Origin of the sequence: Micromonospora sp. NPDC051227, assembly GCF_044455385.1 — a bacterium.
Taxonomy (GTDB): domain Bacteria; phylum Actinomycetota; class Actinomycetes; order Mycobacteriales; family Micromonosporaceae; genus Micromonospora.
Genome location: NZ_JBITET010000001.1, coordinates 509786 through 532561, shown reverse-complemented (window position 1 = coordinate 532561; position 22776 = coordinate 509786). Strand labels below are relative to the sequence as shown.

At 70.6% G+C, this 22776-nt stretch carries 20 protein-coding genes and 1 pseudogene; 13 read left to right on the top strand and 8 right to left on the bottom strand.

Annotation, left to right across the window (positions count from 1 at the left end):
* Position 1: 1 nt before the first annotated feature.
* Genes ACIA47_RS02470 through ACIA47_RS02455 form a run of 4 tightly spaced genes read right to left on the bottom strand, consistent with a single transcriptional unit; the run spans position 2 to position 3256 of the window.
* A complete protein-coding gene (locus ACIA47_RS02470; RefSeq protein WP_203118802.1) occupies positions 2-628 on the bottom strand; it encodes a response regulator transcription factor in 627 nt (208 codons plus the stop codon).
* Positions 625-1875, bottom strand: coding sequence for a sensor histidine kinase (locus tag ACIA47_RS02465; protein WP_396704806.1), 1251 nt, complete (start codon positions 1873-1875; stop codon positions 625-627). The genes ACIA47_RS02470 and ACIA47_RS02465 overlap by 4 nt, the downstream gene beginning before the upstream one ends.
* A 5-nt stretch (positions 1876-1880) precedes the next feature.
* Entirely contained in the window at positions 1881-2333 is a 453-nt protein-coding gene (locus tag ACIA47_RS02460) for an ABA4-like family protein (RefSeq protein ID WP_203118806.1), read from the bottom strand.
* Positions 2330-3256: a hypothetical protein gene (locus ACIA47_RS02455; protein ID WP_203118808.1), complete on the bottom strand. Its 927-nt coding sequence runs from the start codon at positions 3254-3256 to the stop codon at positions 2330-2332. The genes ACIA47_RS02460 and ACIA47_RS02455 overlap by 4 nt, the downstream gene beginning before the upstream one ends.
* A gap of 166 nt (positions 3257-3422) precedes the next feature.
* Here ACIA47_RS02455 and ACIA47_RS02450 point away from each other — a divergent pair, with 166 nt between their 5' ends.
* Together ACIA47_RS02450 and ACIA47_RS02445 are read left to right on the top strand one after the other, a co-directional pair.
* Positions 3423-4172: a glyoxalase gene (locus tag ACIA47_RS02450; RefSeq protein ID WP_396704803.1), complete on the top strand. Its 750-nt coding sequence runs from the start codon at positions 3423-3425 to the stop codon at positions 4170-4172.
* A 346-nt stretch (positions 4173-4518) separates the two neighbouring features.
* A complete protein-coding gene (locus tag ACIA47_RS02445) occupies positions 4519-5691 on the top strand; it encodes a lactonase family protein (RefSeq protein ID WP_396704801.1) in 1173 nt (390 codons plus the stop codon).
* 97 nt (positions 5692-5788) lie between these two features.
* Here the strand turns inward: ACIA47_RS02445 and ACIA47_RS02440 are convergent, their stop codons facing one another.
* Entirely contained in the window at positions 5789-6091 is a 303-nt protein-coding gene (locus ACIA47_RS02440; RefSeq protein WP_396704799.1) for a helix-turn-helix domain-containing protein, read from the bottom strand.
* A 65-nt stretch (positions 6092-6156) separates the two neighbouring features.
* On the opposite strand from ACIA47_RS02440, the gene map reads away from it, so the two are divergent.
* The 4 genes from map to ACIA47_RS02420 all read left to right on the top strand — a co-directional run bounded on the left by map (position 6157) and on the right by ACIA47_RS02420 (position 10603).
* A complete protein-coding gene (map, locus tag ACIA47_RS02435; protein ID WP_203118817.1) occupies positions 6157-6930 on the top strand; it encodes a type I methionyl aminopeptidase in 774 nt (257 codons plus the stop codon).
* 186 nt (positions 6931-7116) lie between these two features.
* The gene (locus ACIA47_RS02430; protein WP_203118819.1) at positions 7117-8013 is read left to right on the top strand and encodes a CDP-alcohol phosphatidyltransferase family protein; all 897 of its coding nucleotides are present in this window, start codon (positions 7117-7119) and stop codon (positions 8011-8013) included.
* Positions 8014-8111: 98 nt separating this feature from the next.
* Complete coding sequence (locus ACIA47_RS02425) at positions 8112-9767, top strand: sulfatase-like hydrolase/transferase (RefSeq protein ID WP_238410503.1); 1656 nt, start codon at positions 8112-8114, stop codon at positions 9765-9767.
* Between the two features lie 35 nt (positions 9768-9802).
* Entirely contained in the window at positions 9803-10603 is an 801-nt protein-coding gene (locus tag ACIA47_RS02420; RefSeq protein WP_396704796.1) for an FkbM family methyltransferase, read from the top strand.
* A gap of 12 nt (positions 10604-10615) precedes the next feature.
* Here ACIA47_RS02420 and ACIA47_RS02415 read toward each other — a convergent pair.
* Positions 10616-10777, bottom strand: a pseudogene (locus ACIA47_RS02415) (NUDIX domain-containing protein); the annotation flags it as partial.
* Positions 10778-10817: 40 nt separating this feature from the next.
* Between ACIA47_RS02415 and ACIA47_RS02410 the strand changes: the two are divergent.
* From ACIA47_RS02410 to ACIA47_RS02400, 3 genes are all read left to right on the top strand, one after another.
* Positions 10818-11237 carry an ASCH domain-containing protein gene (locus ACIA47_RS02410; protein ID WP_396704794.1) on the top strand — a complete coding sequence of 140 codons (420 nt, stop codon included), beginning with the start codon at positions 10818-10820 and terminating at the stop codon, positions 11235-11237.
* A 69-nt stretch (positions 11238-11306) separates the two neighbouring features.
* Positions 11307-12071, top strand: coding sequence for an ABC transporter ATP-binding protein (locus ACIA47_RS02405; protein ID WP_396704792.1), 765 nt, complete (start codon positions 11307-11309; stop codon positions 12069-12071).
* Positions 12068-13993 carry a hypothetical protein gene (locus tag ACIA47_RS02400; protein WP_396704790.1) on the top strand — a complete coding sequence of 642 codons (1926 nt, stop codon included), beginning with the start codon at positions 12068-12070 and terminating at the stop codon, positions 13991-13993. The genes ACIA47_RS02405 and ACIA47_RS02400 overlap by 4 nt, the downstream gene beginning before the upstream one ends.
* Before the next feature lie 368 nt (positions 13994-14361).
* Here the strand turns inward: ACIA47_RS02400 and ACIA47_RS02395 are convergent, their stop codons facing one another.
* Complete coding sequence (locus ACIA47_RS02395) at positions 14362-14595, bottom strand: GntR family transcriptional regulator (protein WP_091399254.1); 234 nt, start codon at positions 14593-14595, stop codon at positions 14362-14364.
* A 128-nt stretch (positions 14596-14723) separates the two neighbouring features.
* On the opposite strand from ACIA47_RS02395, the gene ACIA47_RS02390 reads away from it, so the two are divergent.
* The 4 genes from ACIA47_RS02390 (at position 14724) to nrfD (ending at position 20977) form a co-directional block, all read left to right on the top strand.
* Entirely contained in the window at positions 14724-15521 is a 798-nt protein-coding gene (locus ACIA47_RS02390; RefSeq protein ID WP_396704787.1) for a PrsW family intramembrane metalloprotease, read from the top strand.
* Positions 15522-15666: 145 nt separating this feature from the next.
* The gene (gene fdh / locus ACIA47_RS02385) at positions 15667-18942 is read left to right on the top strand and encodes a formate dehydrogenase (protein WP_396704785.1); all 3276 of its coding nucleotides are present in this window, start codon (positions 15667-15669) and stop codon (positions 18940-18942) included.
* A gap of 2 nt (positions 18943-18944) precedes the next feature.
* Positions 18945-19988, top strand: coding sequence for a 4Fe-4S dicluster domain-containing protein (locus tag ACIA47_RS02380; RefSeq protein WP_396704783.1), 1044 nt, complete (start codon positions 18945-18947; stop codon positions 19986-19988).
* Complete coding sequence (gene nrfD, locus ACIA47_RS02375; protein WP_396704780.1) at positions 19985-20977, top strand: NrfD/PsrC family molybdoenzyme membrane anchor subunit; 993 nt, start codon at positions 19985-19987, stop codon at positions 20975-20977. Before ACIA47_RS02380 ends, nrfD begins: the two co-directional genes overlap by 4 nt.
* Before the next feature lie 86 nt (positions 20978-21063).
* On the opposite strand, the gene ACIA47_RS02370 is transcribed toward nrfD, so the two are convergent.
* Positions 21064-22623 (bottom strand): OFA family MFS transporter, encoded by a 1560-nt coding sequence (locus ACIA47_RS02370; RefSeq protein ID WP_396705333.1) that lies wholly within the window; start codon positions 22621-22623, stop codon positions 21064-21066.
* Between the last annotated feature and the right edge of the window lie 153 nt (positions 22624-22776).

Genomic DNA, 22776 nt, shown 5'->3' with positions numbered 1-22776 from the left:
GTCAGACACCGCGAGCGAACAGGGCCAGACGTACCCGGTTGGGGCTGTCGGTCTTGGTCATCAGGCTGGTGATGTGGGTCTTGACCGTGGTGACACCGATGTGGAGCTGTTCGGCGATCTCGGTGTTGGACAGGCCCTCGGCGACCAAATTCAGCACGTCCCGTTCCCGGGCGGTCAGGCCCGGCAGGGCCGGTGGTGACCCGGGACGGGCGTGCACCGCGCGCTGCACGAGGCGACGGAGCACCTCCGGGCTGAACGGGCTGTCACCGACGGCGGCCCGGCGGATGCCGTCCAGCAGCTCGGTCGGGGGTGCGTCCTTGAGCAGGAACCCGCACGCCCCGGCGGTCAGCGCGGGGTAGAGGTGGTCGTCGTCGCCGAACGTGGTCAGCACCAGGACGCGGGTGGCGGGGCGTTCGGCGAGGATGCGGCTGGTCGCGGTGATCCCGTCGACACCGGGCATCCGCAGGTCCATGACGATGACGTCGGGGAGGAGCCGCCCGGCCAGCGGGATCGCCTCACGGCCGTTGTCGGCCTCCCCGACGACCTCGATGTCGGGCTGGGCGTCGCAGAGCATGCGCAGCCCGGCCCGGATGAGGTGCTGGTCGTCGACCAGCAGCACCCGGATCACGCCGGCTCCGGCGCGGGCGACCCGGCCGGGGCCTCCCGCTCGCGGGGCACGGACCCGACCGGGGCGTCGGCGGACGCGGAGGCGACCGCCGGAAGGACGGTACGCACCCGCCACCCGGCGTCGGTCGGGCCCGCCTCCAGCCGGCCGCCGAGGACCTCGACACGCTCGCGCATCCCGGTGATGCCGTGCCCGCCACCGGCCGGCACGCCCGCCGGCACCCTGCCGTGCCCGTTGTCGGTGACCTCCCAGTGCACGGAGCCGTCCCGGACGGCGACCACGACGTGCGCGAGCGCGGACGTCCCCGCGTGTTTGGCCACGTTTGTCAGCGCCTCCTGGGTCAGTCGCAGCACCGCCATGCCGCGCACCGCGTCGAGTGAACCGATCGCCGGGTCGAGATCGGCCTCCACCGTGACACCCGCCTGCCGGGCCCGGTCGATGGACGCGCCGATCGCCGCCGGCAGCGCGGCGGGTTCGATCGCGGTCAGCGCCGCGTCGCCGCGTACCCCGTCGGGGTCGCGCAGCACCGCGACCAGCCGGCGCAGCTCCGCGAGGGCCGCGGTGCCGGTGCCGTGTACGTCGTCGAAGACCTCGCCCACGCGGGGGTCCAGGTCGGTGAGCACGTGCCGGGCCACGCCTACCCGCAGGACCATCGACGCGACGTGGTGCGCGACGACGTCGTGCAGCTCGCGGGCGATGGCGCTGCGTTCGTCGGCGCGCGCCGCGCGACTCTCCGACGCGTGCTGGCGTTGTTCGGCCACAGCCCGCTCCACGGCCTGCCGACTCAGCTCCCGGTTCGTGCGGATGACCAGGCCGAGCAGCACCGGCACGCCGACCTCCAGGGCCAGGCCGACGACGCCCGAGGCGACCTGGCCGAGCGGATCGCCGACCGAGTCGGTCAGGTCCACCACCACCAGCAGCGCGGCGGCCAACCAGATGGTCCGGGGCCGGCGCGCCCGCATGGTGATCTCGAGCAGAGCCCAACTCGCGCCAACCTGGTTGATGGTGAAGTCGTCGACCAGACGGATCGCGACCGCCAGCAGGGCGGCCTGCGTCACCAGGTTGACCACCGGCCAACGGTGCACCGCCAGCCCCACGGTGAACGCGAGCACCGCGAGGATCCACTGTGTCGCCGTGGGCGTGCTGGCGGAGTGCGGGACGAAGAGCAGATAGCACACCCCGGCGAGGTCGAGCAGCGCCATCCGCACGAGCGTGTCCCGCATGTCGAACAGTCGCCCCGGCCAGCTCACGGTGGTCAGCCTAGGTGCTGCGGCCCGGTGGCGGCGGCCGACGGCCGCCGCCACCGGGCCCGGACCGCGAGGTACGCGGCCAGGCCGAGCGGCCCGAGCAGGATGGTCAGCAGCAGCACCGGAGCCATCACCAGCGCCGGCACCCCCCGATCGCGGCTGTCCAACCACGCCCACCGCCCGACGAACAGATCGAACGCGATCATGTGCGCCCAACCCGCCGCGGCCCCGTCGGAGGTGCCGAGCAGGTCGCGCACCCCGGCCAGGGTCGGCGACGCCACGGCCGGCAGCACGTCGCCGAACGCCGGGAGCACCAGCAGCGCGTAGATCACCACGACCGGCAGCACGATCAGCGGCGAGGCGATGATCCGGGCGGTCCACGACCAGCGCGGCAGCAAGATCATCAGCGCCCAGAACGGCGCGGCCACCGCGAACGTCAGGGAGAACAGCGTCCCGGTCACGCGGCCAGCGCCAGTTCCGGGCGACGTCGGCGGGCCAGCACCAGGCCGGTCGCGGTCGCCGTCGCGACCACCAGGGCCGCGACCGCGGCGAGCGTGACGCCGTCCGGCCGCAGCAGCGGCTGTTCGCGCAGGGCCTGCCAGGTCAACAGCACGGTGAGTACGCCGTACGCGACGCCCGCGACGACCAGCAGGCGGGCGCGGGTGCGCTCGACCAATTGCGTCGCGAACCGGCTCAGCAGGATCGCCAGGATCGGCAACGCCTGGAGGGCGTGCAGCCCCACGAAGTGCCCGATCCGCAGGTCACCGCCCGTGGTGCTCCAGCCGACCACCGGCAACCCCGGCCCACCGTCGGGCACGCCGACGCTGTGCGCCCCACCGATCCCCTCGATCCCCGGGTCCTGCATCGGCAGCGCCATCGGCACGGCCGCGAGCATGCCCAGAAGGGACAGGCCGAGCCCCCACCCGACGGCGGTCGCGGCGACCCGATCGGGGATCCGCTGGATCAGGACCACGATCCCGATGACGAGGTGCGCGAAGAACAGCACCATGATCGCCGCGCCCATCGCCGCGAACAGCGCGGTGTTCAGGGGTGTGGAGTCGTTGAAGTGGCTGGTCTGCCCGCGTATCACCTGACCGACGATCCACGCGTTCTCGACGACCGCCACCGCGACGATGACGACGACCGCCCTCTCGACGGCCCGGCTGCGTCGCGGCAGCAGCGAGAGCATCCAGGCGAGCGTCGCGCCGTACAGCACGAACGACACCGCGAACTTGAACGGCTTGAGCCAGATCGGCGCCCCGGTGAGGACGCGCGGGTCGACGAGGATGCCGACGACGGCGACGACGCCGAGCACCGCCATCACGGATACCAGGAACATCAGTGGGCGGTTCCAGCGCGTCGCCCGGCGCACAACGGTAGTCATGTCTGTAGATGTTCGTGGCCGCGCCCGCCGATCGCGTCCGACCCCGAGCCCCGGTTGCGGCCGGTGGTCGGAGCGCGCCTCCTCCCTGGGTAGGAGACGAAACCCGTCGGAGCCGCTCGGTGGTGCTGGCACAATGGCCGGCCTGCCGACCGGACCGGGAGTGACCATGACGATCAACGAGGACCGTGTCCAACCGAACGAGACCACAGTGCCGCTGCTGCACTGCGCGGCCCCGGAGGAGACCCTGGCGTTCTGGCGGGCCCTCGGGTTCGAGGTGGCTTTTGAGCAACTCAGGCCATATGTGTACCTGGCGTTCACCTGGAGTGGGTTCCAGCTGCACTACGGCCCCGCGCCCAAAGACCTGGACCCGGCGAAGGAGCATTCCGGCGGCTGCCTGGTGATGGTGGACGCGGTCGCGTCGTACCACGCGGTGTTCACCGAGGCGATGCGCCGCAGCTACGGCAAGGTGCTGGTCAAGGGCCTTCCCCGGATGACCCGCTACCGGGCCGGGGCGTCGCGGTTCAGCATCATCGACCCCTCCGGCAACACCATCGTCTTCATCCAGCGGGACGAGCCGAAGGACGTGGAGTACGGCGGGTCGAAGGAGCTTGACGGGCTGGCCCGGGTGCTCGACAACGCGCGGATCCTGCGCGAGTTCAAGATGGACGACCGGGCGGCCTACCGGGCGCTCGACTCGGGGATGCGCCGCCGCGCCGAGGACGCCCCGGTGGTCGAGCAGGCTATGGCGCTGGCCGGCCTGATCGAGCTGGCCACCGCGTTGGACAAGGCCGACCGGGTGCCCGAGTGGGGCGCCCGACTCCAGGCGCTGCCGCTGACCCCGGAACAGCGGACGCAGGTGGCGCAGTACGTCGCCGACCCCACCCTCCTCGAACCGTGGTGGCCCGACCCGCGCTGACCCCGGGCCCCCACGGGCCGCTTCGCCGTCGCCGACGAGCACGGGGTGCGCCTGCTGAGCGTCGCCGGCGTCGAACTGAACTGGACGGCGTCTCGCCACCCCCGGTGGACCGCCCGGTCGGGGCAGCCGCCCGCGCGCTGATCAGCCTGACCGCCGAGTTCCTGCCCTGACGGGCCGAGGGTCCGCTTCGCCCTATCCCAGCGCTACCCATACGTCTGCGCATTCCACGGAACGGCACGAATTTACCGCTTTAGGGTAAGTGGGTCGAACGCGCCTAGCTGCTCCGATAGCTTTCGAAGTAGAGGAAAACTCGTATTCCTCCCTTCGGGTGCATAAGGAGTCAGTGATGAAGCGCAGTGTCGCGTTCGCGGCAGCCCTCCTGGCAGGTCTGACCAGCATCGGATCGATCCCCGGGACCGCCTCCGCCGATGGTGGTGGCCCCGGGTACCACGACGACCGCAAGGGGGGTGATCACCACCACGGCGACGAGGGAGCGGTCTTCGTCCAGACCAACAAGGCCGAGGGCAACACCATCAAGGTGTACGACCGTGACGAGGACGGCCGTCTCTCCAAGGCGGGTGAGTACGAGACCGGCGGGCTGGGCGGCTTCACCATCGGCGCTCCGCTCGACGCCCTGGCCTCGCAGGGTTCCCTGATCTACCACAAGGGACTGTTGTTCGCGGTGAACGCCGGCAGCAACACCGTGACGGTCTTCCGCGTCGACGGCACCAAGCTGCACAAGCTCCAGGTCATCTGGTCCGGCGGTCTGTTGCCGGTCAGCGTCGCGGCCCGCGGCGACCTCGTCTACGTCCTCAACGCCGGCGGCGAGGGCTCGGTGCAGGGCTTCGAGCTGCACAAGGGGCGCCTGTCGCGGATCGAGGACGCCAACCGGTCGCTCGGGCTGCACAACGGCAACCCGCCGGCGTTCGGGACCGCCCCGGCCCAGGTCAAGATCGACCCGGACAGCGAGTTCGTCCTGGTGTCGACCAAGGCTGCCAACGTCATGTTCAGCTACGAGATCGGTCGCAACGGCAAACTGTCCCGCAACCCGGTGATCAGCGACGCGGGGAACACCCCGTTCGGCTTCACCTTCGACAGCGAGGACTCGCTGCTGGTTACCGAGTCGGGTGCGAACGCGGTCAGCCGGTTCGAACTGGAGGACGACGGCGCGCTCGACCAGGTCGGCCCGTCGGTGCCCAACGGCCAGCAGGCGCCGTGCTGGATCCAGCGCGTCGGCGACTACTTCTTCGTCGCCAACGCCGGCAGCTCCACCATCAGTTCCTACCGGGTCAACGACGACGGCAAGCTCGAACTCGTCAAGAACGTCGCCGCCGACACCGGCGGCGGGTCGATCGACATGACCACCAGTGACGGCTTCCTGTACGTGCAGAACGCCACCGCCGGCAACGTGCAGGGCTACAAGGTGCATGAGGACGGGTCCCTGAATCTCGTCACCACAGTGGAGGGTCTGCCGAAGTTCGCCGACGGCATCGGCATGGAGGGCATCGCCGCCTCCTGACGCACCACCCGCTGGCCCCGGTCGTTCATCGACCGGGGCCAGCACCTTTTTGACCGGTCACCGGCCGACGCGTCGCGCTGTGCCAGCGGGGTCGAGACTAGGAGGCCAACCGCTCGCGTGCGGTGCGAGCTGGTCGGGGAAGTTCGACCCCGCTGTCCGACGTGTTGATCTCTGACCAGACGGCGTCGAGGGAGAGGCCGAGGACGTCGGCGATCGCCGCGATGGTCGGAAAGGCGGGGGTGGCTATCCGGCCGGACTCGATCTTCCGAAGGGTCTCCGGCGAGACGCCCGCGTCCAGCGCGGTGAGGAGCATCGAACGCTCTCCACGGGCTCGACGCAGGAGGGCGCCGAGACGCTGTCCGCGTTCGAGCTCTGCGGGAGTGAGCGGCAACCTGACCATGCTCCGATTCTAGTACCGGGATAATATGGCCGGGATACTTATTGGTGGTCCGAGGAAGGCGCCGCATGATCGAGATCCTGAGCCCCACCGACGTGCTGCGAGCGAAGGACACCGGCGCGCTGGTTGCCGGCATCCTGCAGACGCTGAAGAGCCGCTGCGTGGTCGGCACCAACCTCCTGGACATCGACCGGTGGGCGCAGGCCATGATCACCGAGGCCGGGGCGCAGTCCTGCTACGTCGACTATGAGCCGTCCTTCGGGCGCGGGCCGTTCGGGCACTACATCTGCACCTCGGTGAATGACGCCGTGCTGCACGGGTTGCCGTACGACTACCCGCTCGCCGAGGGCGATCTGCTCTCGCTCGACCTCGCCGTCTCCCAGGGTGGAGTCGTCGCGGACTCGGCCATCAGCTTCATCGTGGGCGACGTGCGGCCCCCGGAGAGCGTCGCGCTGATCGAGGCGACCGAGCGCGCCTTGCAGGCGGGGATCGCCGCCGCCGGCCCCGGCGTCCCCATCGGTGACATCTCCCACGCGATCGGCTCGGTCCTCAAGGCGGCGGGATACTCGGTCAACACGGAGTTCGGCGGCCACGGCGTCGGATCGACGATGCACCAGGACCCGCACGTCTCCAACACCGGGCGCCCCGGTCGCGGCTACCGGCTACGCCCGGGGCTGCTGCTGGCGCTGGAGCCGTGGGTGATGGCGAACACCGCCACGCTCGTCACCGATTCCGATGGCTGGACCCTCCGCAGCGCGACGGGCTGCCGGACGGCGCACAGCGAGCACACCATCGCCATCACCGACGACGGTGCGGACGTGCTCACCCTGCCGACGCCCTGACCCGTACGGGACGATCGACACCCTCACCGGTCAGCCGACGACGGGCCGCCCACGATGGACGATTAACCGGTCGCCGAAGGGGCACGTCCCTCCGTGGCACCCTGCCGGGTCGCGTTCAGAATGAACCGATCGGTCATATTTTCCGTGATGACGGTCAGGGTCACCCACCAGAGTCACGGAGGCACGATGTCAACGGTTCGAACTGGTCCGGTCATCGGACTGCTCGTGCAGATCGTCCTGCTGGCGGTGCTGGCGGAGACAGTCGGTCTGGGCACGGCGGGCTGGGTGGCGGGGCTGGCGTACGGGGTGGTCCTGTGCGCCCTGCTCAGCCGGGGAATGTCCCGCTCGGGCGCGGGTGCGCTCAGCCCGGCCGACCGGGTGACCCTGAGCCGGGCGATCCTCGTCGGCGGCGTGACGGCCCTGGCCGCCGACTCGTTCGGCCGGTCGGCGCCGATCACCCTGATGGTCGTCCTCACCAGCGTGGCGTTGGCCCTCGACGCCGTGGACGGGTACACGGCACGCCGCACCGGGACCACCAGCGAGCTCGGCGCGCGCTTCGACATGGAGATCGACTCCTTCCTGGTCCTGGTCCTCTGCCTGCACGTGGCCCCCGCGGTGGGTGGCTGGGTGCTCGTGATCGGCGCGATGCGGTACGTCTTCGTCGCCGCGAGCTGGGTGCTGGGGTGGATGCGCGGATCCCTGCCGCCGCGCTACTGGCGCAAGGTCGTCGCCGCCATCCAGGGCGTGGTGCTGACGGTGGCGATGGGCGACGCGCTGCCCGGGCCGCTGACGACCGTCGTGCTGCTGGCGTCACTGGCGCTTCTGGTCGAGTCGTTCGGGCGTGACGTCGCGTGGTGCTGGACGACCCGTCGCCTCCGTCACACCGTCGTCCACGACGCCCCGGACAGCCGACACGTCCCGGACATCCACGACGCCCCGGTCGCGGTCGTCCACGCGAGCAGCCCGGTGAGCCACAGCGCCCCGAGCGCCGCGGCGGCGCTGGGCTCGGGTCGGACGGATGCGCTGCCCTGGTCGGACCGCCCCACGGTCGCCGTGGCCCGGCGTGGCATCGCCCGCGTCTGAGCCGCCCGGATCCCGCCCCCCACGAAGATCATGGAAGGATGCCCGGGTTGTCGCTCTTGACGCGCGTACGTCAGCTGCCGAGCCAGGGACGGAGACCGATGAGAGGCGAAGTCTCGGACGGCACCGCCGGCGGCACCGACGTGCAGGATCGGCCGAAACGCTCCGTCGCCGCCCGGCTGACGACAGTACTGGCCGCGCTGCTCGTGCTGCTCGTCCTCACCGTGCCGTACGACTTCGGCCGGCTCAGCCCGGCGGCGTTCGCGCGGATCCCTCTGGAGGCGCTACTGGTCGTGGCCCTCCTGCTCGCCCTGCCGTCTCGTGGCAGCCGACTGGTCGCGACGCTGGCCGGCGTGGCCCTCGGCCTGCTCGGCCTGTTGAAGCTGCTCGACCTGGGGTTCACCGCCGCGCTGAGCCGGGCGTTCGACCCGGTGCTCGACTGGGCGCTCCTCGACGAGGGGTTCGCCTTCCTCAGCGAGTCGTACGGTCGACCCGCCGCCATCGGCGTCGCCATCACCCTGGCGCTGGTGTTCGTGGGCCTGCCCACGCTGGTCACGCTGTCGATGCGGCGACTGCGGCGGCTGGTGGTCCGGCACCGCACCGGGACCACCCGGATCGTGGCCGCGCTGGTTGTGGTCTGGGTGGCCTGTGCCGCGTTCAACGTGCGGGTCGTCGAGGGCGTGCCGGTCGCCGACACGTCCGCGACCACCCTGGCCAACGGTCACGGCTTCCAGGTGCGCCTGCGCCTCGACGACCGCGAGACGTTCGGCGCGCTGATTGAGGCTGACAGGTTCGGCGACACCCCGGGTGACCAGCTACTGACCGCGCTGCGCGGCAAGAACGTGGTCGTCGCCTTCGTGGAGAGCTACGGCCGGGACGCCGTTGAGGACCCGGAGTTCGCGCCGCAGGTCGGCGCGGTCCTCGACCGCGGCACCAGCGAGCTGGGCGCGGCGGGTTTCGCCGCGCAGAGCGGCTTCCTCACCTCGCCGACCTTCGGTGGCGGCAGTTGGCTCGCGCACGACACGCTGCTCTCCGGCCTCTGGATCGACAACGACCAGCGGCACCGCACCCTGCTGGCCAGCGACCGGATGACCCTCAACGGCGCCTTCCGACGGGCGAACTGGCAGACCGTCGGCGTGATGCCTGCCGTCACCAGGGCATGGCCGGAGGGTTCCTTCTTCGGCTACGACCGGTTCTACGACGCCAAGACGCTCGCGTACCGTGGCCCGAAGTTCAGCTTCGGCACCCCGCCCGACCAGTACACCCTGGCCAGCTGGCAGCGCCTGGAGCAGGCGAAGCGCGACGGCAACGTGATGACCGAGCTGGCGCTGGTGTCGAGTCACGCGCCCTGGACGCCCGTCCCGCCGCTGCTCGACTGGGCCGAAGTCGACGACGGCGCGGTCTACCGTGGGGCCGGCGCGGACAGGTCGGACGAGAAGCGCCGCAACACCGGCCAGATCCGGGCGGACTATCGCAAGTCCATCGAGTACACCCTCGGGGCGCTCATCTCCTACGTGCGGACCTACGGAGACGACGACCTCGTGTTCATCTTCCTCGGTGACCACCAACCCGCCGCTGTCGTCACCGGCGAGAACGCCAGCCACGACGTGCCGATCTCGATCGTCACCCGTGATCGGGCCGTGTTGGACCGGATCTCCGGGTGGGGCTGGCAGGACGGGCTGAAGCCCGGGCCGCAGGCGCCGGTCTGGCGGATGGACGCCTTCCGGGACCGGTTCCTGACCGCTTTCGGACCGTAACCCGGCCACCTCTCTCACGGACTGGACCCAGACAGATGACGGCTACCACCAACACCAGGATCGCCGCGCTCCGGACCGACCCGGCACTGTCCCTGCTGCACCGGTCGCTGGACGTCTACTACGGCGACCCCGAGCGGGACGCGAGGATGGACGCCTTCTACTCCCGCTTCGTCAGGAGTGGGGACCTCGTCTTCGACATCGGCTCCCACGTGGGCGACCACATCGGCAGCTTCCGTCGCATCGGCGCCCGGGTCGTCGCCGTGGAACCGCAGCCGCTGTGTCTGCGCGCCCTGCGGGCGATCTACGCCGACGACGACCAGGTGACAGTTGTCGACGCCGCGTGTGGCGCGCTGCCGGGGCGCACCCGGTTGCACGTCAACTCCGCCAACCCCACCGTGTCGACCGCCTCACCCGACTTCGTGCGGGCGGCGAAGGGCGCGGGCGGGTGGGAGGGCGAGGTGTGGGATGCCGACATCGAGGTCCCGGTGGTCACCGTCGACGCGCTGATCGAGACGTACGGCGTGCCGGCCTTCGCCAAGATCGACGTTGAGGGTTTCGAGGACGAGGTGCTGGCCGGCCTGAGCCGTCCGCTGCCCGCGCTGTCGTTCGAGTTCACCACCATCGCGCGTCCGGTTGCCTACCGATGCCTCGATCGCCTGACCGTGCTCGGCTTCGACGGCTTCGACGTCGCGTTGGGCGACGACAAGTCGATGACCTTCCACCGTTGGATGCCCGCGACCGACCTGACGACACACCTGCGCGACCTGCCGCACTCCGCGAACTCCGGCGACGTGTACTGCGTGTCGGGAATCCAGGCGGCCACCACCGGCGGCTGACCGGAGCACTGGTCACCGCCCCGGTGACCGGGGCCGGGCCCGACAATCAGATGACCGGCTGCTGGCGTTGGCGCAGATTGCGATCATCGCCGAGATCACCACCCAGACCTGGGGCGGGTCCAGCAGTTCGCGGCGGGCCGCCGCCTGCGGTGACTCGCCGGGCTCGACATGGCCGACGGTCCCTCACGCGCACCGGATCGCGTACCCTCCGCGGATGGACCTCGACGATCTTCCGCTTGCCGAGTTCGCGTTTCCGGGGCCACTGCGGGACAAGCTCGTGGGCGCGATCCTGTCCGGGGCGAAGACCTCGACGACCGGCCTGCTGATCGGGTACGAGCGCGCCGACGAGCCGCTGCCCGAGGTGGGTCAACTGTCCGCCGTGGTGGACTCCGCCGGCCGGCGGGTCGCGGCCATCGAGCTGACCGACGTACGGGTGATCCGGCTCGCCGACGTCGACCTGCCACACGCCCTTGCCGAGGGGGAGGGCGACGAGTCGGTGGCCCAGTGGCGCGCGGGACACGAGACGTTCTGGCACAGCGCCGAGGTGCGGACCGAGCTGGGCGACCCCGACTTCACAGTGGATGACGAAACCCTGGTGGTGACCGAAAGCTTCCGGCTGGTGCACGTCGTCTGAGCGACCCGGCCACTGTGGACCGTGACGCAGCGGGCCACGCCGCGGTACAAGGTCACCTATGCTCGGCGCGTGATCCCCCCGGCACTCGAGATCCGTGGCCTGGTCAAGACCTTCGCAGCGCATCGCGCGGTGGACGGCATCGATCTGACCGTACATCCCGGCACCTTCCACGGCATCGTCGGGCCCAACGGCGCCGGTAAGTCCACCACCATCGGGATGGCCGTCGGCCTGGTCACCCCGGACTCCGGGCAGATCCGGATCCTCGGCCACGACGCGCTGCGCGACCGCGGCCTGATCCGCGCGGTGACCGGCGTACTGCCCGACGGCCTTGACTTCCCGGAACGCCTCACCGGCGCCGAACTGTTGCGCTACAGCGCCGGCCTGCGCGGGCTGCCCCGGGCGGCGGCCACCGACCGTGCCACCGAACTGATCGACGTGCTCGGCCTGGACAAGGGCGCCGGCACCCCACTGGCCGACTGCTCCACCGGCACCCGCAAGAAGCTCGGCCTCGCCCAGGCGCTGCTGCACGCGCCCCGGCTGCTCGTGCTCGACGAACCGTTCGAGGCGGTCGACCCGGTCTCCGCTGCCACCATCCGCCGGGTGCTGCGCCGATTCGTGGCCGGCGGCGGCACCTGCGTGCTGTCCACCCACTCGATGCTGCTCGTCGAGCAGATGTGCGACGAGGTCACCGTGATCCACCAGGGCCGGGTGGTCGCCGCCGGGCCGGTCACCGAGGTCGCCGCCGGCAGCAGCCTGGAGGACCGGTTCGTCGAGTTGGTCGGCGCCGAAACCTCCGGCAGCGCCGGTCTGGACTGGCTGACCGGGGCACGATGAGCGCCGAACCCGCCACCCCTGGTCGGCTGGCCGGCACCCTCGGCGCTATCACGGTGCCGGCCCGGATGCGCGCGACGATGCTGCGTCGCTCGCTGCGCGAGCACCCCGGACCCACTGTGGCGGCCCTGGTCGGTCTGCTCGCCGCCGCCTGGCTGATCCGGTACGCGCTCCGCGGCGACCACAACACTCTCGGCCTGCTCGCCGGGGCGTGGGTCCTCGGCTGGATCGTCCTGCCGCTGCTGCTCGGCGGCGGGCACGGCCGGGTCCGCCCGGTCCACCTGCGGCTGGAGCCGATCGGCGGGGTCCCGGCCGCGATCGGTCTGCTGGCCGCGTCGGCGATCGGTATCGGCCCGGCCGTCTCGCTGGTGGCACTCGCCGCGCTGCCGGTGCACGCCGCCCGCTACGGCACCGTCGCGGTCCTCGTCACCGCCGGCGGCGCGGTGCTGCTCTGGCTGCTCGGGCTGGTCGGCTCGGCCATCGCGCTGGAGGTCGTCGGCCACGCCGGGGGGCCGGCCGGGGCGCTGCTCACCGGCATCTTCACCGGTACGGCAATGGGCGTCGCCGGATCGCTCTGGGCGGTCTTCCCGTGGGTGTCGGTCCTGCTCGTCGCAGCGCCGGAGGAGGTGGTCCGGGCCATGGCGTACGTGCCGAGCGGTTGGCCGGTCGCCGCCGTGACCGGGCCAACCGGGCAGGGGGTGCGCCTGATGGCGGCCCTGGTCGGCATCGTGGCGCTCTGCGCCGCCGCGTACCTCATGCTGGTGCGAAGGATGATCACGGCGGGCGTGCCGTTCCGGCCGCGCGGGACCACAGTGCTCCCGCTCGTGCGGCGCGGCGACGAGCCGGCCGCGGGGCGCGGGACCACGGGGGCGTCACCGGCCGGAGATGGGCGCGTCGAGCGCGGCTGGCTGGCGTGGGTGCCGGCCGCGACGCGGGCGGTCGCGGGCCGTGAGTTGCGGTCCTGGATGCGGCATCCGCTGCGGCTGCAGTATCTGGCGTTCGCGGTGGTCTACGGCGCGCTGCTCGCCGGGCTGCCGCTGCTGTCCGACGTACACCTGCTGCTGCCGTGGGCCGGGCCGCTCGCAGTGCTCGGCGCGGCGGCGATGTCGGCCGGGCTGGTCGGACTGGACGGCACCGCCTTGTGGCTGCCGCTCACCACGCCGGGCGGGGAACGGGCCGAGGTCCGGGGACGGGCCCTGGCCTGGCTGGTGCTGGTCACCCCGATCGGGGTGCTGCTCGCCGTCGCCGGTGTCCTCCTCGCGCCGGACGTCGACCCGCTGGCCGCGCTCTCCACCCTGCCGGCTCTGCTCGGCGCGGGCGCGTCGGTGCCGGTGTGGGTGTCGCTGCTGCGGGTGCGGCCGGTGGCCGACCCGCGGCACCCCACCTCGGCCGACAACCCCACGGACATCGTCAGCATGCTGGTCGCCACCGGGTCAGGGCTTCTGGCCGCCGCGCCGGTGCTCGCCCTGGTGATCTGGGGCCCGTCGGGAGTGGCGCCGCTGCTGCCACTGGTCGGTCTGCTCAGCGGCGCCGCGGCCTGGCGGGGCGGCATCTGGTTGGCCGACGAACGTCTCACCCGACGCGGGACCGACGTGCTCGCCGCGGCCGGCCGGCGCAGCCGGCCCCCGGAGACGGTGATTCCGCTGACCTGGGACGCGCAGTGGTATCGGGAGAACAAGTCGACAGCGTGGGCGCTGGGGTTGCTGACGGTGGGGTGGATCCCGGTGATCCCCCAGGGGGTGATGCCGTTGGCGTTCGGAATCGACAGCGGGTGGATCGTGGCCGGTCACCTGAGCGGGAGCGCGCACACAGCGGTGGGGTTGGCCATGGTCGGGCTGGGCGTCGCGATGCTGCTCACCGGCCTGGTGCTGTGGGATCGCCGACCACGGCCGGGCGGTCCTCCTCAACCTGCTCCTCCCGGATAACCGTTCCCGGTACCACGTCGATCCGTGGCAGCTCAGCAGGGCACCGCTCGGCGTGTCGAACAGCTCAGCTGCCAACGATCAAGGGAGCCGCACCACCTACAGCAGTGCATGTCGATGCCGTAATCCATCACGGTCTGCGGGCGCAGCGTGCGGGTGGAGAGCAGGAGATGCTGCTCGACGTCGCTCTCGTCGGTCGCTACGCCGACCATCACCCCAGTCGTCGGACACGACCGCCGCGGCCTCGTACATCCGGTAGTCGTCGACACAGCTCGACGGCGTCACCACCGTCTCGGCGATCCGCAATGGGCGCACGGCCGAGAGCCTACGCACCGCGAGGAGCCGAGGCGGGCTGCACTGGAGAAGTCGTTCTAATTCGACTGCGTAGGCTCAGCTACATAGACACCCTTGCCCGGATGCCCCTCGACCAGCTCGCGGTCCTTGAGGATCGTCATGACCCGGTTGATCGTTGAAATGTGCACGCTGTACTGCTCGGCCAGCTCGCGTGTGGACGGTAGCTTCTCACCCGGCGCGAGTTCCCCAGACTTGATCTTCTCGGTGATCTCGGTAGCGATGCGTCGGTAGTCCACTTTCTCGGTCGGCATGAGTCGATCTCCGTTGGGTCCCTCGTTTCGGCACCCCGACTCGATCACGATCAGACCTATTCCAACAAGTTCCATGCTCCCGATGCCGGGGCTGGTCTTCGTAACCTTGGTCCGCCAGACTGCGCGGCATGGGTGATCGTTGGCGCCGGTGGGCGTGGGTCGGGGTGCTCGTCATCGGGCTGATCCTCTATCTGGCGGTGCTGCGGACCCTGGTCAGCACCAAGAATCCGAACTTCGTACCGGCGTTGATCCTGCTCGGGGCGACGCTGGTGCCGCTGACGTTCCTGACGTTCGCGCAGGCCCGGACCGGGCGGTGGCAGGTGCCGGCGTCGGTGCTGGTGACGTCGGCGTTCTTCGGCGGTGTGATCGGCACGGTGGTCGCCGGCACCCTGGAGTACGACACCCTGCGCGGGCTCGGCACCCTGCGGATGCTGTTCGTCGCGTTGATCGAGGAGTCGGCGAAGCTGATCGTCCCGGTGATCCTGCTGTTCACGGTGGTGGCCCAGCATCGGCGTCGGGTGCCCTCCGACGGGCTGATCATCGGCATCGCCGCCGGCATGGGGTTCGCCGCGCTGGAGACGATGGGCTACGCCTTCAGCGCGCTGCTGAGTTCGCAGGGCAACATCGGCGCGGTGGAGCAGACGCTCTTCATCCGGGGTCTGACGGCACCCGCCGGTCACACCGCCTGGACCGGGCTCACCGCCGGCGCCCTGTGGGCGTTGCTGGCCAGCCCGAGCGTCGCTCGGCTCTTCGGGTTCATCGGCACGTTCCTGGGTGTCGTCGTCCTGCACACCCTCTGGGACACGTTCTCCGGCTCACTGGTCTTCGTCGTGTTGGCGATCATCAGCATCGGCTGGTTGTTCTGGGAGCTTCGCCGCTACCGGACCTTCGGCGAGCAGCCTGTCGGTCAGCTCCAACCGCACTGACCACCGCCGTACTCCATGCCTCTCCCGGCCCGCACCAAAGGGCTGGGGGAGGCATGACTGTTTGTGATCCCGCTGCGACCGGGCCGACACCTCATCTAACGTCAGAGTGTTCATATTTGGCGTGGTTGGTCGGGAAGGTGCGGCAATGGGGGTGCGCAGCTGGTTCGAGGGCTGGCCGGTCTACCGCCAGCTCACCGGCACCGACCCGCTGGGCCGGGGTGCCGCGGCGAAGTCCGACGGGTCCCGCGCGCTCACCGCCCGCACCGATACCGCCGATTCGATGGCCCGGTCCGTCTGCCCGTACTGCGCCGTCGGTTGCGGCCAGCGGGTGTTCGTGAAGGACGGGCAGGTCACTCAGATCGAGGGCGATCCGGACAGCCCGATCTCGCGGGGTCGGCTCTGCCCGAAGGGCGCGGCCAGCAAGAGCCTGGTGACCAGCCCGTTGCGGCAGACCACTGTCCGCTACCGCCGGCCGTACGGCACCGAGTGGGAGGACCTCGACCTCGACACGGCGCTGAACATGATCGCCGACCGGGTCCTTGCCGCCCGGGACGAGACCTGGGAGGACGTCGACGCCGAGGGTCGACCGCTCAACCGGACGCTGGGTATCTCCAGCCTGGGCGGGGCGACGCTGGACAACGAGGAGAACTACCTCATCAAGAAGTTGTTCACCGCGATGGGGGCGCTCCAGATCGAGAACCAGGCCCGTATTTGACACTCCTCCACCGTCCCCGGTCTGGGGACCAGCTTCGGTCGTGGCGGCGCCACCCAGTACCAGCAGGACCTGTCGAACTCCGACGTCATCGTCATCCAGGGTTCGAACATGGCCGAGGCACACCCGGTGGGTTTCCAGTGGGTGATGGAGGCCAAGCGTCGGGGGGCGAAGGTCTTCCACGTCGACCCGCGGTTCACCCGTACCAGCGCGCTGGCTGACTCGTACCTGCCGATCCGGGCGGGCACCGACATCGCGCTGCTCGGCGGGGTGGTGCGCTACATCCTCGACAACGAGTTGGACTTCCGGGAGTACGTCGTCGCCTACACCAACGCCGCGACCATCGTGACCGAGGAGTACGCCGACACCGAGGACATGCACGGCCTCTTCTCCGGCTTCAACGACGACAACGCCACCTACGACCAGGCCAGTTGGCGGTACGAGGGCCACTCGCAGAACCAGACGACCCGCGACAGCGAGACGCAGCGGGAGACGGCGGCCGGGCTGGAGAACGAGTCGCACGGCGCGCCTGTCGGCGGCGAGACCGAACGTGACGAGACGTTGCAGCACCCGCGCTGCGTCTACCAGATCCTCAAGCGGCACTTCTCCCGCTACACCCCCGAAATGGTGGAACGGGTCTGCGGCATCCCGCAGGAGAAGTTCCTCGAACTGGCCCGGGCGTGGACGGAAAACTCCGGCCGGGACCGGACCGGCATGCTCGTCTACTCGGTGGGCTGGACGCAGCACAGCGTCGGCGTGCAGTACATCCGCACCGGCGCGATCATCCAGCTCCTGCTGGGCAACGTGGGCCGGCCGGGTGGCGGGGTGATGGCCCTGCGCGGGCACGCCAGCATCCAGGGGTCCACCGACATTCCGACGCTGTTCAACCTGCTGCCGGGCTACCTGCCGATGCCCCACCACGCCGAGCACCCGACCCTGGACAAGTGGGTGGACAGCATCGCGCACCCCGGGCAGAAGGGCTTCTGGGGCAACGCCCGCACCTACGGCGTCAACCTGCTCAAGGCGTACTGGGGTGACGCCGCCACCGCCAACAACGACTACTGCTACGGGTACATGCCGCGGATGACCGGTGACCACGGCACCTACCAGCAGGTGCTCGACATGATCGACGGCAAGATCAAAGGCTACTTCCTGCTCGGGCAGAACCCGGCGGTCGGCTCGGCGCACGGTCGCGCGCAGCGGCTCGGCATGGCCAACCTCGACTGGCTCGTGGTCCGGGACCTGTTCGAGATCGAGAGCGCCACGTTCTGGAAGAACGCGCCGGAGATCGAGACCGGGGAGATCGTGCCCGAGGAGTGCCGTACCGAGGTGTTCTTCCTGCCCGCCGCCTCCCACGTGGAGAAGGAAGGGACCTTCACCCAGACCCAACGCTTGTTGCAGTGGCGGGAGAAGGCCGTCGAGCCGCCAGGCCACGCCCGCTCCGAACTCTGGTTCTTCTACCACCTCGGTCGCGTCATCCGGGAACGGCTGGCGACGTCGACGAAGCCGCGCGACCGTGCGCTGCTCGACCTCGCCTGGGACTACCCCACGCACGGCCCGAACGCGGAGCCGAGCGCCGAAGCGGTGCTGCGCGAGATCAACGGGTACGACGTGGCCACCGGCCGGCCGCTGGCGTCGTTCACCGAGATGAAGGACGACGGCTCCACCGTCGGCGGTTGCTGGATCTACACCGGGGTGTACGCCGACGGCGTCAACCAGGCGGCCCGCCGCAAACCCGGCTCGGAGCAGTCTTTGGTGGCACCCGAATGGGGCTGGGCCTGGCCGGCGAACCGGCGCATCCTCTACAACCGCGCGTCCGCCGACCCGGACGGCAACCCGTGGAGTGAGCGCAAGCGTTACGTGTGGTGGGACGCGGACAAGGGCGAGTGGACCGGCTACGACGTGCCGGACTTCGAGAAGACCAAACCGCCGTCCTACCGACCGGAGCGCGACGCCTCGGGTGTGGCGGGAATCGCCGGCGACGATCCGTTCATCCTCCAGGGCGACGGCAAAGGCTGGCTGTACGCGCCCACCGGCGTGCTCGACGGACCGATGCCCACCCACTACGAGCCGGTCGAGTCGCCGGTGCGCAACCCGCTCTACCGGCAGCAGGCCAACCCGACCCGCAAGGTGTACACGCACCCGATCAACACGTTGAATCCGAGCCCGCCGCAGGAGCACAGCGAGGTCTTCCCGTTCGTGTTCACTGTCAGCCGGCTCACCGAGCACCACACCGCCGGCGGGATGAGCCGGACGGTGTCACCGCTGGCCGAGCTGCAACCCGAGATGTTCGTCGAGGTGTCGCCGGAGTTGGCGGCCGAACGCGGTCTCACCCACCTGGGTTGGGCCCACCTGGTCACCAGCCGCGCGGCGGTCGAGGCGAAGGTGCTGGTGACCGACCGCGTGACGCCGCTGCGAGTGGATGGCCGGATCATCCACCAGGTCTGGCTGCCGTACCACTTCGGCTACGAGGGCCTGGTGACCGGCGACTCGGCCAACGACCTGTTCGGCATCACCCTCGACCCCAACGTCCTGATTCAGGAGAGCAAGGTCGGCACGTGCGACGTCCGGCCCGGACGGCGCCCCAGAGGACAGGACCTGTTGGACCTCGTCGTCGACTACCGGCGGCGGTCGGGAAACCTCGTCCACCGCTACCCGCCGATGGTCACGACCGACGTCGCCGACAGCAGCAGCGACCAGGAGGCCTGACGATGCCCCACGCCAACGCCCTGTACGGGCCGCTGGACCCCGCACCGGACGCCGGCTACGAGAACCCGCCGCCGCGGATGGGGTTCTTCACCGACACCAGCGTCTGCATCGGCTGCAAAGCGTGCGAGGTGGCCTGCAAGGAGTGGAACGGCGTCCCCGAGAGTGGGCTCGATCTGCTGGGCATGTCGTACGACAACACGGGCGCGCTGACCGCGAACTCGTGGCGGCACGTCGCGTTCGTGGAGCAGCCCCGCTCGGCCGGCTGGGCGACCCCGGCGTTCGAGGGGGACCCGGACGGGCCGGCGATCAGCCCGGTGACGGCTGCGGCCGGCGCGCGTACCAGCACCGACACCGGAACGGACCCCGGCCTGCCCACCGGATCGCCCGCCGCGGCGGCCCGCATGTCGGGCGGGCCGGAGTTTCTGGGGATGCCGGGTGCGCAGCCGCCGGGGAGGGGCTCGGGCGCGGAGGGACGGACGGATTTTCGCTGGTTGATGATGTCAGACGTGTGCAAGCACTGCACCCACGCGGCCTGCCTGGATGTCTGCCCGACAGGTTCCCTGTTCCGGACGGAGTTCGGCACCGTGGTGGTGCAGGAGGACATCTGCAACGGCTGCGGTTACTGCATCTCCGCCTGCCCGTACGGTGTCATCGATCAACGCAAGGATGATGGTCGGGCGTGGAAGTGCACGCTGTGCTACGACCGGCTCGGGGTCAGCATGACGCCGGCGTGTGCGCAGGCGTGCCCGACGGAGTCGATCCAGTACGGGGAACTGGACGAGTTGCGGGAGCGGGCCGCCGCGCGGGTGGCGAAGCTGCATGAGCGGGGCGTGCCGGAGGCGCGGTTGTACGGGCACGACCCGAACGACGGCGTCGGTGGTGATGGAGCGTTCTTCCTGCTGCTGGACGAGCCGGAGGTGTACGGGCTGCCACCGGACCCGATTGTGACCACCCGCGACCTGCCGGCCATGTGGAAGCGTGCCGGCCTGGCGGCGATGACGATGGCGGTCGCCACGGCGGTCGCGTTCCTGGGCAGGCGGCCATGACCGACGAGACGCCTCGCAGACGAGGCGGCCACGGCGGTGAACAGCTCACGGTGCCGCCGGCCGACTTCGCCTCCTACTACGGCCGGCCGGTTCTGAAGCCGCCGGTGTGGAAGTACGACATCGCCGGCTACCTGTTCACCGGCGGCCTCGCCGCCGGGAGTGCGCTGATCGGGGCGGGCGCCCAACTGACCGGACGACCGGGGCTGCGCAAGGTGGGCCGTTGGACGGCCCTCGGCGGCGTCGCCGCCAGCACGTACCTGCTGGTCCACGACCTCGGCCGGCCGGCCCGTTTCCATCACATGCTCCGGGTGGTCAAGGTGACCTCGCCGATGTCGGTCGGCACCTGGATCCTCGCCGCGTTCGGGCCGGCGGCCGGCGTGGCCGCGGTCGCCGAGCTCGCGCCGCTGCTTCCGCAGCACGGTGTGCTCGGCCTCGCCCGTCGGATCGCACCGCCCATCGGCAACGTCGCCGGCCTGGCCGCCGCCGCCACCGCGCCGGCGCTGGCGACGTACACCGGGGTGCTGCTCGCCGACACGGCCGTGCCGTCCTGGCACGACGCCTACCCGTCGCTGCCGTTCGTCTTCGCCGGCAGCGCGCTCGCCGCCGCGTCCGGGGTCGGCCTGATCGCGGCACCGGCCGCGGAGACCGCCCCACTGCGACGACTCGCCCTGGCCGCCGCGGCCATCGAGTTCGGCGGAGGGCACCAGATGGAGCGGCAGGGCCTAACCAGCGAGCCCTACACGCACGGACGCAGCGGCCGGCTGGTCAGGGCGGGACGCGCCCTGCTCGCCGTGGGCGCCGCCACCGCGCTGCTCAGTCGACGCAGCCGGGTCCTGTCGGCGATCTCCGGCGCCGCCCTGGTGGCATCGTCGGTCGCCACCCGGTTCGGCGTCTTCGAAGCGGGACGGGTGTCGGCCCGCGACCCGAAGTACACGGTCGTGCCACAACGGGAGCGGCTCGACGAGAACAGGTCGACGACCCGGCTCTGAGCGGATCGGAGAAACGGAAGGCGCCCCCTCAAGGGGGCGTCTTCCGTTGCGACGCAAGAGGTCTGGCGGCGATGGGCCGCTGCGCGTCAGCCGGTGAACAGCTTCGCGGCGGTGATGGCGGTCTGGACGATGCCGTACCCGAGTAGCACCGCGACCAGCAGCCACGACAGCCAGAGCCGCCCGGTCTGACTACCGACGCGCGGCGGCGCGGGCGGCTGGCTTTTCGGCCCGAGAGCGACCGGCTCGGTGACGGTTGCCTTCGCCACGGGCGAGGTCGGCCCTCGGTTCGGTTCGTGGAAGCGCTCGGGCACGGAACGGACCAGCAGGTTCGCGATGAACCCGATGGCGAGGATGCCGACCATGGTGAACAGCGCGGGCCGGTACGCCGCCGCGGTGAGGGTGCCGGGCTTGCCCTGCGTGTCGAGGATCCCGTTGACGATCAGCGGGCCGGCGACACCCGCCGCCGACCAGGCGGTCAGGATCCGGCCGTGGATGGCCCCGACCTGGAAGGTGCCGAAGAGGTCACGCAGGTATGCGGGCATGGTGGCGAAGCCACCGCCGTAGAAGGAGATGATCGCGGCGGCGATCAGCACGAAGACCGCGGTCGCGGAGTGGCCGGCCACGGCGAGCAGCAGGTACAGCACCATGCCGACGCCGAGGTAGACCATGTAGATGGGCTTGCGGCCGATGAGGTCGGACGTCGTCGACCAGACGAACCGCCCAGCCATGTTGAACAGCGACAGCACTCCCACGAAACCGGCCGCCGCCGTCACCGAGACCGTGGTGGCGGTCCCGTTGTCCCGGAAGAAGTCCTGGATCATCGGGCTGGCCTGCTCCAGGATGCCGATGCCCGCTGTGACGTTGCAGAACAGCACGATCCACAGCAACCAGAACGACCGGGTGCGCACCGCGTTCGACGCGGACACGCTCGCCGTTGTCACCAGAGGTTTGGCGGCGACGCTCGCGGGGTCGAACCCGGCGGGCCGCCAGTCCGGCGCCGGAACCCGGACGTTGAACGGGCCGAACATCATGATCACGAAATAGCCGATGCCGAACGTGACGAAGAGCGCCACGAGGGCGTTGCCCGACGCCACGGCGGCCGGGTTGTTGGGGTTGTAGCCGGAGTCGTAGAGGGAGAGCAGTTGGCGCGCGAGCGGGCCGGCGACCAGGGCGCCGCCGCCGAACCCCATGATGGCCAGCCCGGTGGCGAGGCCGGGGCGGTCCGGGAACCACTTGATCAGGGTCGAGACGGGCGAGATGTAGCCGATGCCGAGCCCGATGCCGCCGATGACGCCGTAACCGAGGTAGAGGAGCCAGAGCTGTTGGGTCGCGATGCCGAGCGCGCCGACCAGGAACCCGACGGCCCAGAAGCACGCCGAGACGAACATCGCCCGGCGCGGTCCGTTCTTCTCCACCCAACGGCCACCCACCGCTGCGGACGAACCCAGCATGACGATGGCGATACTGAAGATCGCCCCGATCGCCGTCTGGCTGGCGTCGAAGTGTGCGATGAGGGAGTTCTTGTAGACACTCGTCGCGTAGACCTGGCCGATGCATACGTGCACGGCCAGTGCCGCGGTCGGGATGAGCCAGCGGCTGTATCCCGGGGGAGCGACAGTGTGCCGAGGATCGAAGACCGACAGCATGGGCATCGTCCACACCTCCTGCGGCTGAATAGGCCGCGACGTTGCCGAGCTGTCCGACCCGGCAGTTGGCCGAGCGGCGCCGCCGCAGTGGCGGCCCGGCGCACGTCTGGCGTCAGCCGTTGACCGGCCCAATCTCACGTTACGTGGCAACGG

Coding starts and splice junctions, on each gene's coding strand:
- ACIA47_RS02390 (WP_396704787.1), top strand. CDS start 14,724: ATGGGTGATCGTTGGCGCCGGTGGGCGTGGGTCGGGGTGCTCGTCATC.
- ACIA47_RS02420 (WP_396704796.1), top strand. CDS start 9,803: ATGACGGCTACCACCAACACCAGGATCGCCGCGCTCCGGACCGACCCG.
- ACIA47_RS02410 (WP_396704794.1), top strand. CDS start 10,818: ATGGACCTCGACGATCTTCCGCTTGCCGAGTTCGCGTTTCCGGGGCCA.
- ACIA47_RS02395 (WP_091399254.1), bottom strand. CDS start 14,595: ATGCCGACCGAGAAAGTGGACTACCGACGCATCGCTACCGAGATCACC.
- ACIA47_RS02380 (WP_396704783.1), top strand. CDS start 18,945: ATGCCCCACGCCAACGCCCTGTACGGGCCGCTGGACCCCGCACCGGAC.
- ACIA47_RS02445 (WP_396704801.1), top strand. CDS start 4,519: ATGAAGCGCAGTGTCGCGTTCGCGGCAGCCCTCCTGGCAGGTCTGACC.
- ACIA47_RS02450 (WP_396704803.1), top strand. CDS start 3,423: ATGACGATCAACGAGGACCGTGTCCAACCGAACGAGACCACAGTGCCG.
- ACIA47_RS02425 (WP_238410503.1), top strand. CDS start 8,112: ATGAGAGGCGAAGTCTCGGACGGCACCGCCGGCGGCACCGACGTGCAG.
- nrfD (WP_396704780.1), top strand. CDS start 19,985: ATGACCGACGAGACGCCTCGCAGACGAGGCGGCCACGGCGGTGAACAG.
- ACIA47_RS02370 (WP_396705333.1), bottom strand. CDS start 22,623: ATGCTGTCGGTCTTCGATCCTCGGCACACTGTCGCTCCCCCGGGATAC.
- ACIA47_RS02455 (WP_203118808.1), bottom strand. CDS start 3,256: ATGACTACCGTTGTGCGCCGGGCGACGCGCTGGAACCGCCCACTGATG.
- ACIA47_RS02430 (WP_203118819.1), top strand. CDS start 7,117: ATGTCAACGGTTCGAACTGGTCCGGTCATCGGACTGCTCGTGCAGATC.
- ACIA47_RS02440 (WP_396704799.1), bottom strand. CDS start 6,091: ATGGTCAGGTTGCCGCTCACTCCCGCAGAGCTCGAACGCGGACAGCGT.
- ACIA47_RS02400 (WP_396704790.1), top strand. CDS start 12,068: ATGAGCGCCGAACCCGCCACCCCTGGTCGGCTGGCCGGCACCCTCGGC.
- map (WP_203118817.1), top strand. CDS start 6,157: ATGATCGAGATCCTGAGCCCCACCGACGTGCTGCGAGCGAAGGACACC.